Source organism: Vibrio bathopelagicus (genome assembly GCF_014879975.1).
GTDB lineage: Bacteria > Pseudomonadota > Gammaproteobacteria > Enterobacterales > Vibrionaceae > Vibrio > Vibrio bathopelagicus.
Map to the genome: position 1 here is coordinate 2,925,599 of NZ_CP062500.1, position 13,212 is coordinate 2,938,810.

10 protein-coding genes are annotated in these 13,212 nt (G+C 44.8%); 4 read left to right on the plus strand and 6 right to left on the minus strand.

The annotated features are described in order from the left end of the window. The first annotated feature begins 7 nt into the window (after positions 1-7). On the plus strand, positions 8-958 hold the full coding sequence (locus IHV80_RS12920) for a LysR substrate-binding domain-containing protein (protein WP_102326217.1): 951 nt from the start codon (positions 8-10) through the stop codon (positions 956-958). A gap of 45 nt (positions 959-1,003) precedes the next feature. Next, on the plus strand, positions 1,004-1,216 hold the full coding sequence (locus tag IHV80_RS12925) for a VF530 family protein (RefSeq protein WP_017106559.1): 213 nt from the start codon (positions 1,004-1,006) through the stop codon (positions 1,214-1,216). A 224-nt stretch (positions 1,217-1,440) separates the two neighbouring features. On the opposite strand, the gene fusA is transcribed toward IHV80_RS12925, so the two are convergent. Together fusA and radA are read right to left on the minus strand one after the other, a co-directional pair. Further along, a complete protein-coding gene (gene fusA / locus IHV80_RS12930; protein WP_017106964.1) occupies positions 1,441-3,528 on the minus strand; it encodes an elongation factor G in 2,088 nt (695 codons plus the stop codon). Positions 3,529-3,762: 234 nt separating this feature from the next. Continuing rightward, the gene (radA, locus tag IHV80_RS12935; protein WP_192889311.1) at positions 3,763-5,145 is read right to left on the minus strand and encodes a DNA repair protein RadA; all 1,383 of its coding nucleotides are present in this window, start codon (positions 5,143-5,145) and stop codon (positions 3,763-3,765) included. Between the two features lie 162 nt (positions 5,146-5,307). Between radA and IHV80_RS12940 the strand changes: the two genes are divergently transcribed. Next, positions 5,308-7,656: a PilZ domain-containing protein gene (locus IHV80_RS12940; RefSeq protein ID WP_192889312.1), complete on the plus strand. Its 2,349-nt coding sequence runs from the start codon at positions 5,308-5,310 to the stop codon at positions 7,654-7,656. A gap of 113 nt (positions 7,657-7,769) precedes the next feature. Here IHV80_RS12940 and serB read toward each other — a convergent pair whose 3' ends face one another. Continuing rightward, positions 7,770-8,750: a phosphoserine phosphatase gene (serB, locus tag IHV80_RS12945; protein ID WP_192889313.1), complete on the minus strand. Its 981-nt coding sequence runs from the start codon at positions 8,748-8,750 to the stop codon at positions 7,770-7,772. A gap of 109 nt (positions 8,751-8,859) precedes the next feature. Here serB and IHV80_RS12950 point away from each other — a divergent pair, with 109 nt between their 5' ends. After that, complete coding sequence (locus IHV80_RS12950; RefSeq protein ID WP_017108777.1) at positions 8,860-9,471, plus strand: YtjB family periplasmic protein; 612 nt, start codon at positions 8,860-8,862, stop codon at positions 9,469-9,471. 198 nt (positions 9,472-9,669) lie between these two features. On the opposite strand, the gene deoD is transcribed toward IHV80_RS12950, so the two are convergent. From deoD to deoA, 3 genes are all read right to left on the minus strand, one after another. Next, positions 9,670-10,389, minus strand: a complete 720-nt coding sequence (gene deoD, locus IHV80_RS12955) for a purine-nucleoside phosphorylase (protein WP_192889314.1) — start codon at positions 10,387-10,389, stop codon at positions 9,670-9,672. Positions 10,390-10,452: 63 nt separating this feature from the next. Beyond that, complete coding sequence (locus tag IHV80_RS12960; RefSeq protein WP_192889315.1) at positions 10,453-11,673, minus strand: phosphopentomutase; 1,221 nt, start codon at positions 11,671-11,673, stop codon at positions 10,453-10,455. 76 nt (positions 11,674-11,749) lie between these two features. After that, positions 11,750-13,078: a thymidine phosphorylase gene (deoA, locus tag IHV80_RS12965; RefSeq protein WP_192889316.1), complete on the minus strand. Its 1,329-nt coding sequence runs from the start codon at positions 13,076-13,078 to the stop codon at positions 11,750-11,752. Between the last annotated feature and the right edge of the window lie 134 nt (positions 13,079-13,212).

Sequence of the window (13,212 nt, forward strand, 5' to 3'; positions counted from 1 at the left end):
AACTAATGTGAGAGAGCGAACCCCACCTTTCCAAGGGATCTACTATTTTTATACTGCGGCTGAAACAGGCAGTTTTAAACTCGCGGCTGAGAAGCTGTTTGTCACGGCAGCTGCCGTCAGCCAACAAATTCGTCAACTTGAAGAGTGGTTAGGTGCAGACTTGTTTATTCGTCAGCACCGAAAAATAGTACTCACTCATGAAGGTGAAGTGCTTTACCTGCAAGCTAAGAAAGGCTTTGCCCACATTCAAGATGGTGTGAGGCGAATTAACCAAGACCCAAACCCTACTCAACTGTCTATTTCAACCGTGCCATCATTTGCCCAACATTGGTTGGTACCTCGAATTGGCGACTTTCGCGATCGTCATCCTGATTTATCCATGTTGATTGAACCGACCAATAAGCTAGTGACGTTTGAAGACTCTAATGTCGATGTCTGCGTTCGATATGGTCATGGTAATTATCCAAACATTGAATCACGTTGGTTAATGGATGAAGTGGTTTATCCTGTCTGCCACCCGATCTACCAAGAGAAGCATGGTATTTACGACATCGACGATCTACACAAAGCTGAGCTAATTGAAGACCGCTGGCCTGATATGGATTGGAATCTATGGTTAGATGTTGTTGGAGCAAAGGCAGGACGTTCATCACTGCAATTTGATGGTTCGCATTTTGTTTTAGAAGGTGCGTTATCCGTTCAAGGTGTCGCGTTGGTCAAGCACAGCTTGGTTTATCGGTATTTGCAGGAAAAGAAGTTGGTACGGATAGGTAACATCGCACTTAAGCCCAAATACAATTATTTCCTATGTGCGCCCGCTGGATATTTCCATCGCGAGAAAATCAAACGCTTTGAAGCTTGGATGCAAAGTCAGGTTCAGTTGTTTGGAAATAAAGGTCGAGAAGAACTTTCTATTATCGAGACAGATTACGAGCTTAAATGGTCTGATAATTCATAAAGCGAAACTGATATACTGAGCTCAAATAAATGGCGAGAACATCTCATGACACAAGAAAATAACCCACTTCACGGCATCACATTGCAGAAGCTACTGACTGAATTGGTTGAGCATTACGGTTGGGAAGAGTTGAGTTACATGGTGAATATCAACTGTTTCAAAAAAGATCCAAGCATTAAATCTAGCTTAAAGTTTTTGCGTAAAACAGACTGGGCTCGTACCAAGGTAGAGCAGATTTACATTGATTTGAAACGCTAGTCCCCTCTCTTTTTTAGCTCTATTTAAATTGGTTCCGTATCTAATTAATACGGGACCATATCACCGTATCAACCTCGCACCTCGTATCTCGCATCTCGCATCTCGCATCTCGCATCTCGCATCTCGCATCTCGCATCTCGCATCTCGCAGTATGTTACAAGCAACAAAAAGCCCCGCAAGCTTTCACTTGCGGGGCTTTTTTAGTCAATTTAGAAAAGGGCTAATTACTTACCAGCTTCTTTTTCTGCTTTAACTTTAGCGATTACTTCTTCTGCCACGTTCATTGGACATGGAGAGTACTGTGCGAATTCCATAGAGAATTGGCCACGGCCTGAAGTAATTGTACGTAGGTGACCGATGTAACCAAACATTTCTGAAAGTGGTACGTCAGCTTTAATACGAACGCCAGTTACGCCAGCTTGTTGATCTTTGATCATGCCACGACGACGGTTAAGGTCACCGATAACATCACCAACGTGATCTTCTGGAGTAAATACGTCAACGTTCATGATTGGCTCAAGAAGTTGCGCGCCAGCTTTAGGCATTGATTGACGGAATGCACCTTTCGCTGCGATTTCAAATGCGATTGCAGATGAATCGACTGCGTGGAAACCACCATCGTAAAGTTCAACTTCAACGTCTAGCGTAGGGAAGCCAGCTAGTACGCCGTTTTCCATCATGCCAGCAAAGCCTTTCTCAACAGCAGGCCAGAATTCTTTAGGTACGTTACCGCCAACAACTTTTGAAGAGAACGTAAAGCCAGAACCAGGTTCGCCAGGCTTGATACGGTAATCGATCTTACCGAATTGACCAGAACCACCAGACTGTTTCTTATGCGTGTAGCTATCTTCAATTGCTTGAGTGATAGTTTCACGGTAAGCAACTTGAGGAGCACCAACTGTTAGGTCAACGCCGTAAGTACGCTTAAGGATATCTACCTTGATGTCTAGGTGAAGTTCACCCATACCTTTCAGGATAGTTTCGCCAGTTTCTTCGTCAGTTTCAACTTGGAAAGATGGATCTTCTGCAACCATTTTACCGATAGCGATACCCATTTTCTCAGAACCGCCTTTATCTTTTGGAGATACAGCGATAGAGATTACTGGAGTTGGGAAAACCATTGGCTCAAGCGTTACTTGATCTTTAGGATCACATAGAGTGTGACCTGTTTGCACGTTCTTCATACCAACGATCGCAATGATGTCACCAGCTTGTGCGCTAGTTAGTTCGTTACGGTCATCAGCTTGCATCTCAACCATACGGCCAACACGCTCAGTTTTACCTGTGAATGAGTTAAGAATCGTGTCGCCTTTGTTCAATTTACCAGAGTAAATACGAACGAAAGTTAGAGCACCGAAACGGTCATCCATGATTTTGAATGCAAGAGCTTTAAACGTTTCTTCAGTAGAAACGATAGCGTGCTTACCAGTTTCTTCACCGTTCTCATCCATTAGAGGTTGAGGATCAACTTCAGTTGGAGAAGGTAGGTAATCTACAACAGCGTCAAGGATGATTTGAACACCCTTGTTCTTGAATGCAGAACCACAGTAAGTTGGGAAGAACGCTAGGTCACGAGTACCTTTACGGATACAACGCTTGATGTCTTCGATAGAAGGCTCTTCACCTTCCATGTAAGCTTCCATTAGGTCATCGTCTTGCTCTACAGCAGTTTCGATTAGCTCTTCACGGTATTGCTCTACGTCATCTACCATGTCCGCAGGAACATCTAGGATTTCGTAGTTTTCAGGAAGACCAGTGTCATCCCAAACGTATGCTTTACGGCTTAGAAGGTCTACAACACCCACGAATTCATCTTCGCGGCCGATTGGTAGAACCATAACTAGAGGAGTTGCACCTAGAACGTTTTTAACTTGGTCAACAACGTTGTAGAAATCTGCACCCATACGGTCTAGTTTGTTAACGAAGATCAGACGAGATACTTCTGATTCGTTAGCGTAGCGCCAGTTAGTTTCTGATTGTGGTTCAACACCACCAGAACCACAGAATACACCGATACCGCCATCAAGTACTTTAAGAGAACGGTATACTTCAACTGTGAAGTCAACGTGTCCAGGAGTATCGATAACGTTTAGACGGTGACCGTTCCAGAAACAGCTTACAGCTGCTGATTGGATAGTAATTCCGCGCTCAGCTTCCTGTTCCATGAAGTCAGTAGTTGATTCGCCATCATGTACTTCACCAGTCTTGTGGATCTGACCAGTTAGCTTAAGGATACGCTCAGTGGTAGTTGTTTTACCCGCATCAACGTGCGCGAAAATACCAATGTTTCTGTATTTCGATAAATCTGCCATTGTCTTACTCTGTTAATAGGATATAAAATGCGCGCAGAGTATATCACAATCTGTGAGGACTGATAGCTTTGCATGCATTTGGGACTAAAAAACTTTGCCTTTTCGTAACAAAAACGAAAAGGCAATCTGTAGAAACAATCTAAATGATTGTTAGGTTTAGTGCTAACCTAAAGCGTAATTAGCGTTCAAGTTAGACTGATTTTCTGCTGTATAGAGTAGCTGAAGTGAGCTCAATTACAACTCATCAAAAGCATTAATTGCCTCTGATAATTTTTTGACCCCGTGGATCTGCATTCCAGGAATGCCGCCTTTAGGCATGTTCGCAGCAGGCACTATCGCCCTCTTAAAACCATGCTTAAACGCTTCATTCAAACGCTCTTGTCCACTTGGTACTGGTCGAATCTCACCCGCAAGGCCTACTTCACCAAACACAACCACATCTTTCGGTAGTGCTCGGTCTCTAAAGCTAGAAAGTAACGCCATCACTAATGCTAGATCCGCGCTGGTTTCGGTTACTTTAACACCACCGACGACATTCACAAACACATCTTGGTCAGCCATTTGTAAGCCGCCATGTTTATGCAGCACTGCTAATAACAATGACAGTCGATTTTGCTCAAGACCAACAGCGACACGACGTGGGTTTGCTAGCTGCGAATAGTCCACCAACGCTTGGATTTCAACAAGAAGTGGACGCGTCCCTTCCCATACCACCATCACTGAACTGCCTGAGGTTTCTTCTTCACCACGAGAAAGGAAAATGGCTGATGGGTTGCTGACTTCTTTAAGGCCTTGGCCTGTCATTGCAAACACACCCAATTCATTGACCGCACCAAAACGGTTTTTGTGACTGCGCAGCGTTCTAAAACGACTATCCGTTCCGCCATCTAACAGCACGGAACAGTCAATAATGTGTTCAAGTACCTTTGGGCCAGCCAGTGTGCCATCTTTAGTTACGTGTCCAACTAAGAACACAGCAACGTTGTTTTGTTTCGCATAGCGCGTTAATGCCGTTGCTGACTCACGAACTTGAGCAACACTGCCTGGCGATGATTGAACATCAGCGACATGCATAACTTGGATCGAGTCGATAACCATGATCTTAGGTTGCTCTTTTTCAGCGACCTGACAGATTTTATCGACATTCGTTTCAGAGAGCATTTTCAGGTGCTCTTTCGGTAAGCCCAATCGAGAGGCTCGCATCGCTACCTGCTGTAAGGATTCTTCCCCAGTGACATAGAGAGTCGGTAATTGCGAAGAAAGCTGACACATGGTCTGCAGTAACAGGGTTGATTTACCTGCACCGGGATTACCACCGATCAGAATCGCAGCGCCAGGAACGACACCGCCACCAAGTACGCGGTCGAGCTCTTTGAAGCCGCTACTAAAGCGAGGGACTTCTTGCAGGTCAATCTCAGAGAGTGTTTGAACCGAAGAGTCCGTTGTGCCACCCGCATAACCACCACTGAGTCGTTCATTACGCGCAACTTGAGGTGAAGCTGCTAGCCTAACTTCTGTAATCGTGTTCCAAGCACCACATGCATTGCACTGTCCTTGCCAGCGTGGAAAGTCAGCCCCACAGTCATTACACACATAAGCTCGTTTTGCCTTAGCCATAAAACCTCAAATAATTTGCTTGGTAACTCGTAATTGTTGCTATTTTGTGACTTCGTTGACCGTACGCATGAAAATAAAAGTTGCAGTGAGGTCACGAATATTTAAAGATCAAATACAACTCGTCGATAACAATAATGCACCGTCCATTCTAACAAGAAAAGTATGCAGCAATCTGAAATTCTATCTGTAGCAGAGCGACTCATCCCAGCCTATCACGCTGAGGATTTTGACTTCCTTCTTTCTCAAATGACAGAAGGTGAATCCCCGTCTCTGAAATTGCTCGTTAAAATGGAACTGAATCGTATCATGGCTCCGTGTACAAAGAGCATTGATTTACGCGGACGTATTGATAATGAGTGCCGTCAGTTCACGCTCGACGGACGTAAACACTGGCTTGATGACATTGCGTTAAATGCGTATCAGCGCGGTACTAAGAAATTTAAAGGTTATACCGAAGGCACGTGGGAGTTAGTCATGACCCCGCGAACTCAGCCGCTTCGTAATATTGTTAAAACCTCTTCTCAAGGCAATAACGACATCACCAGTGCGAATAGCCCTTATGAAGCCGAAGCCATCAACCTAGGTTATGACCTAAAACGTCAAGAAAACCGACTCAAGATCAGTTCTCAGGTTGAGATCACCACATCTAAAGGCCAAAGCCTACACGGTGTGACAGTCGATATTTCACCTTCAGGTGCCAAATTCAAAGTACCGAGCACCTTTAGATATAACCTTGGCGAAATCATCGAAGTAAAATTCACAGAGCTTGTTGAGAAGTCTTTGGAAACAGACAGCAACGACATAGTGGAATTTCGGGTACTGGGCATTGACGAGTCTTACGAAAATAATGCCGTTAAGTTCCTGAGAACGATCAAGATTAGCGATTCAAGCCTCGTTGCTCGCTTGCTTGATGAATCTTTAAATAGCTCTAGCAAGAAAACCAGTCACGAGAATCAAGACCGGTTTATTCGAACTCGTACTCGAGGCATCGAACATACTTATCTCAAGCACACCTGTAACCTTCCGCTGTTCTTTAGTGGTAGCGAACTTAAACTGGCATTGCTAACCGATAACAACCATCCATTATGGCAATACTGGCATGATGAGCGAAACCAGCAAGCACTAGGAACTCTATTTAACGAGCAGCGAATGAACCTGCTTGCTAAGCCTGGCGTTAAAGGTACAAGTAACGTCATCTATTCGTTTACTCATGAGCATCAAAATAAGACTTTGTTCTATTCGATGATGCTGCCTGAGGCCTCTCGTGAACAAAGACAGTTGTTTTGGCACGTAGGTGGCAAACGCACCAGCTGGAAAGCGTTTAAGTTCTCGGTATTCGAACTATCGGATACCGAAAGACAAGCTCTCGCGAAACACTCAGATACGCTGGCTCAAAGCTCAGCGCAACTGACGCACTGTGGCATCTTGCAAGAAATTGGCGATCACGAAAGTGCTGCTGATTATCTATTGAGTGAAAAGCCACGCATTCCAAGCAGTGAACTAAACCGGTTCCGTCATCCACGTGCAGTGGTGGGTAATATTCAAAGTATCTACTTTGATTCTCAAACTCGCCGTAAAGAACCGAGATACCAATTTAAATCGCCGCTGCAGCTGACCTCTCAAGACGGGGCGGCTGCAAATGGAAACACCTTAGACATTTCTAAACGTGGTCTTAGCGTTACCCTTGAACACCCAATGGTTTTGAAGATTAATGACCCAGTGTTGGTGAACTTCAATGAGCTGCAGCTCTATGACAAAAAGCTACCACTCAGCACGGTTCCTTATCATGTTATTCGAGTGAGCCCCAACGGTCGTAATGTGCAATTGGTTATCGCTGAGAACGCCAAAACAATGCGCACCATCGCATTCTTAAATGGCCTAATTGATCAAAACCAAAGCAAGCTGGTTAAGAAGCAAGAAATATTACCAACCCACTCGCTCCTTGAATCTCTGCATAATATTTTACTGAGCAAGATGGTCAGTAACCCAATATTCATTGATAAACCAAGCTCAACACTGCGTTGTAAGATCATTGGTGTGAACTTCCCGCTGAATAAGCATCTAGCACTGCTCGCTAAGCTTGGTCACAACCAAAAGTTTTCACTGGAACCTATTTTTAAAGGACACTCTAACTCGCTATTAGCGGAGCCTTTGAAAAAGATTCAAGGTGCCGAGCCTAAACATCACGACGTGTACATTGCTGCGGTTAAATTTGGCGACAAGATCCAATCCGTACATACTAAATTGGTCAAGGATTTCGCGTCTGCAAAAGAACGCATCTTATTCATTAAGAAGGCACAACACTTAGGTGATGTGTATGTATTGCGAGTTACGACAGCGCCAATCTTCAATCCTTTGACCAGCTTGTTCCAATCGGACTTAGAAGAGTTGTCTCGAATCAGTATGCATCAAGCGAAAAAGCTAGAGAACGAGATTACCGCTTTTATCGGCTATGGCGAGATAGAAGATATTACTGATGAAGTGTTGATTCGATTAGAGCTAACTCGCTAATCCAAGCCTCTAGTTCATCGATATTCCAGAGACAAAAATAAAAAAGCAGGCTCATCGCCTGCTTTTTTGTGTCCGTTGTAAATACGCTTTTGTTTAGCGTTTAACGAATATGACTAAGGCTTCGCTTGCCAGCTAATTTTTTGCTGCTTAGCTAATACGCCAGACAAGATACACAGCACGCCGCCTAAACCTGCGTAACGCACAGCGGTTTGAGCTTGTTGCTCTACTTTCGGTTTCGCATGGTAGGCAATACCTAAGCCAGCAGAACGCATCATCACCAAATCATTGGCACCATCACCTACGGCAACGGTGTTGTGCAGTTCCAATTCATACTCTTCAGCAAGTTCTACCAAGATATCCGCTTTGGTCTGCGCAGATACAACATCGCCTAAGACTTCACCTGTCAGTTTGCCGTTAACGATTTCGAGAGTATTTGACTGTGCATGGTCAAGATCAAGCGTATCTTTTAAGTAATCAGAGAAATATGTGAAGCCACCAGAAGCAATCGCCGTTTTCCAACCAAGCTTATTCAGTGTGTTCACGAGTTCGACTAAGTCGGGCATGAAAGGTAGTGATTGACGAACCTGTTCTAAGATAGCTTCATCAGCACCTTTAAGTGCGCCTACTCGCTGGCGTAAGCTCTGTTCAAAGTCGAGTTCACCTTGCATCGCTCGTTCCGTGATCTCAGAGACTAACTCTCCAACACCCGCTAGCTTTGCTATTTCATCAATACATTCAATTTGAATTGCTGTGGAATCCATATCCATCACAATCAAACCTGGCTTAGATAAGTCTGGGACCTCGCTAAGGCAAGCATAATCAAGTTTTAAGGCCTGTAGGATTTCTTCGTGTGCTGGGGTTAAGTTTCCAGACATCAGCGCCACTTCATAATGCCCAACTTTCCATGTATCAAGAATGGTGTTGTAAGTGCCTGTGAAAAAGTCGATGTCATCAAAAGATTGGGGAGACAAGTACTCGCCGAATACAATCCAGTTGGCTTTGGCCTTAGCGAGTTGAGAAGCGAAACGAGTCTCGGGGAGTCGAGTTAATAATGTTGTATGCCTTTTAATCGGCAGATATTTCTGAGCGTCCATGTGTATGATTCCTAATTAACTATGCTAAACGTTAACCTATTGCAATTTGAAAACGCAAGTCTCAATATGTCTTAATCATAACATTTGTTTATTTCAGGCTTCGTGAAACATGAATGAATCATTGTTCTCAATACGTAACGCTTTACGAATGCTAGCCCTCATTTTGCTGGCTACTATGTTCGTTGTAACGATTAAAAATACGGTCGTGATCAGTAAAGGTAACGAGAAAATCCAAGCAAAGCAGCTAGAGACGCTGACTAAATTACTTATCTCGCAGGCCTCGCTTTCGGCCAGTAAAGCGATCACCCAACAAGATCAAGAACGACTGCTTGAACTGACCAATCAGCTTTCTCAAGATCGACTGGTATTCGATACCACCATCTATGATGCAGAGGGGATTCGACTGGCTTCGAGCGAAAAAGCACTCTCGGTACGCGAAGTTCTGGGCTTAGACACGCCACTTTCAACAGCAAGTATCGGCAGACAGCAATTAGTTGAACCTATCTACTCGCCAGAAAAAACGATCATCGGCTTTATTCGAGTGACCTTTGAAACAGGAAAAATGACAGCGATTTCTGATCACCATTACCGTAAGAGCGATCGTTACATGATCGGTATGGTCTTGATGGGGTTTGTCAGTGGCGTACTGTTTGTCATGCTCATTCGCAGAAGAAAAACCAAGTCTGGTGAGAACTTGCTGCTTAAGAATGCAAACTCATAAGCTCTCTCATAGAGCCTTGGAGTCACGAAATAAAAACCTCGGATTAGGCAAGATGAATTATTTCGATTGAAATCACATGGCCTTCAGAATCCAAGAAATAGTGCTCAGTAATAAATCATTACCAATAAAAAGCCCCGACGCTCAGGCAGCGACGGGGCTTTTTGTTATCTGTTAGCTTATCAAGCTATAGAAAAATGATTATTCTTGGTCACCAAGCAACACAGAATCAAGTGCAATAACCATCATGTCGTTGAAGGTGGTTTGACGTTCATCTGATGTGGTTTGCTCACCTGTTTTGATGTGATCCGATACAGTACAAATCGTCAGAGCTTTTGCGCCATATTCAGCACACACACCGTAGATACCCGCCGCTTCCATCTCTACGCCAACAATGCCGTACTTGTCCATGACTTCAAACATTTCAGGATCTGGCGTGTAGAACAACTCAGCCGAGAAAAGGTTGCCGACTTTGACGTCTACACCACGCGCTTTTGCTGCATCTTCTGCCGCACGCACCATTTTGTAATCAGCGATAGCCGCAAAGTCATGCCCTTTAAAGCGAATACGGTTCACTTTTGAGTCGGTACACGCACCCATGCCGATAACCACATCACGCACTTTAATATCTTCGCTTACTGCACCACAACTGCCGACACGAATGATCTTTTTCACACCAAAGTCTTTGATCAGTTCAGTCGCGTAAATAGAACAAGATGGGATGCCCATACCGTGCCCCATTACTGACACCTTACGACCTTTGTAAGTACCGGTGTAACCAAACATATTACGAACATCACACACCTGAACCACTTCTTCTAAGAAGGTTTCAGCAATGTATTTAGCACGTAGCGGATCGCCTGGCATTAGAACAACGTCAGCGAAATCACCCTTTTCAGCATTAATATGTGGAGTAGCCATTGAAAATATCCTTAATCTCAAAACAAAAAAGAAGAGAGAGGTTTCCCTCTCTCTAGCTAACTATTATAAAAAGCTTGTACCGTATCCCATTGGCGATGTGCCAAAGTATGACGCTAAACTTTGACCGATATCAGCGAAGGTATCACGACGGCCTAGAGAGCCAGCAGGAACCTTGTTACCGTAAACAATCACTGGGATATGTTCACGAGTATGGTCTGAACCCGGCCATGTTGGGTCACAACCGTGGTCTGCAGTTAGGATAAGCACGTCATCTTCTTTCATCATATCGATGATTTCATTGATGCGACCATCGAAGTACTCAAGCGCCGCTGCGTAACCAGCAACATCACGACGGTGGCCGTATGCTGAGTCGAAATCAACGAAGTTAGTGAACACGATAGTGTTGTCGCCCGCTTCAGTGATCGCTTCTTTAGTTGCTTCAAATAGCGCTGGAATACCTGTTGCTTTGGTTTTCTGAGTGATACCACAACCTGCGTAGATATCAGAAATCTTACCGATTGAATGAACGTTACCGCCCTTCTCATCAACAAGCTTCTGCAGGATAGTTGCCGCAGGTGGCTCCACAGAAAGATCGCGACGGTTACCAGTACGTTCGAATTGACCTTTACCAGCACCAATAAACGGACGAGCGATAACACGACCAATGTTGTAGTCAGCGAGCTCTTCGCGAGCAATCTGACAAAGGTCTAATAGGTTTTGTAGGCCGAATGTCTCTTCATGACATGCGATCTGGAAAACAGAGTCTGCAGAAGTGTAGAAGATTGGCAGGCCACTCTTCATGTGTTCTTCACCTAGGTTATCTAAGATTTCTGTACCCGATGAGTGGCAGTTACCTAAGAAGTCAGATAGACCAGCACGCTCAAGAATGCGGTCAGTCAGCTCTTTTGGAAAGCTGTTCTCTTTGTCGGTGAAGTAGCCCCAGTCAAACAATACCGGTACACCTGCGATTTCCCAGTGACCTGATGGCGTGTCTTTACCCGAAGACAGCTCAGCAGCGTGACCGTAAGCGCCAATGATCTCAGCGTCTGCATCCATACCAGGAGCAAAACGACCTGTAGACTCTTTGTGAGCCATCGCTAGACCTAGCTTAGACAGGTTTGGCAGCGTTAGTGGTCCTTTACGATCCGCGTTGTCTGCAAGGCCTTGATCACAATGGTCAGCAATGTGACCCATTGTATCCGAACCGACATCGCCGAATGTATCAGCATCCGCTGTTTCACCGATACCGAATGAATCTAAAACTAAAATAAATGCTCTTTTCATTTTCTTCACCAACTTATTGCTCTTTGCACCAGAACTCTGTTTATCGGTATACGCGAGGTATACCAATACCTGTTATTTACACGTCTTCAGAACGAATCTGACGGTAAACATCTGGCGTTGCTGTATATTCTCCGCCCACAGTGATTGCATTTTGTAATGCCGTCGCAGCTTCTTGCCACTGTTGTTCATTGCGAGCATGAATCATTGCTAATGGTTTATCATCGCTTGCTACTTCGCCAAGGCGAATGAAGCTATCAAAACCGACTGCGTAATCAATGCTGTCTGTTGCTACGCGGCGACCACCGCCCATACCAACTACAGCCATACCAATGGCACGCGTATCCATCGCTGATACTACACCGCTTTCAAGTGCGTACACTGGTTTAATAATGTCTGCTTTTTCTAGGTAGTTATCGTAGTTCGTTACGAAATCTGCTGGACCACCAAGGCCCGCAACCATCTTACCGAAGCACTCTGCTGCTTTACCGTTATCCAGTACTGCCATCAGTTTTTCACGCGCTTCATCTGAATCTTTTACTAGGTTACCCAGCACCAACATTTCCGCACACGACGCTAGCGTGATTTCCAACAAACGTGGATTACGGTATTCGCCTGTTAGGAATTGAACCGCTTCACGTACTTCGACTGCGTTACCCGCTGAAGAAGCCAGAACTTGGTTCATGTCCGTTAGGATTGCTGTTGTTTTAGTGCCAGCACCGTTTGCTACTGCAACGATAGACTTTGCTAGCTCTTCAGAGGCTTCATACGTTGGCATGAATGCGCCTGAACCGACTTTTACGTCCATCACTAGAGAATCAAGGCCAGCAGCCAATTTCTTAGAGAGGATTGAAGCCGTGATTAGCGAGATGTTGTCGACTGTCGCCGTGATATCACGAGTCGCGTAAACGCGCTTATCAGCTGGTGCTAGGTCGCCCGTTTGGCCGATAATCGCCACGCCTGCTTCTTTGGTTACGGCACCAAACACATCGTTAGTCGGTGTAATGTTGTAACCAGGGATAGATTCTAGCTTGTCTAGCGTACCGCCAGTGTGGCCTAAACCACGACCAGAGATCATTGGAACGAAACCGCCACATGCTGCCACCATAGGGCCAAGCATCAGAGAGGTTACGTCACCAACACCACCAGTAGAGTGTTTATCAACGATTGGGCCATCAAAGTTCATGTGGCTCCAGTCAATCACCATGCCTGAATCACGCATTGCACACGTTAGTGCGATACGTTCTGGCATCGTCATTTCATTAAAAAAGATAGCCATTGCGAATGCGGCAATTTGGCCTTCAGAAACCGTGTTTTTAGCTACACCTTGGATGAAAAAGTTAATTTCTTCTGTGGTCAGTACTTCGTTATCACGTTTTCTGCGAATAATTTCTTGAGGTAGATACATTAGTGCCTCCCAAACTCTAGTGAGTATGGTGTGTAGGGAAAGAGGTAATATGGAGTGACTTAACGCCACTCCATCAAACAGACTTGTTATTTTCAATACTCTAAATATTTGGCGTTGCAGCTAGGCGACCAGTG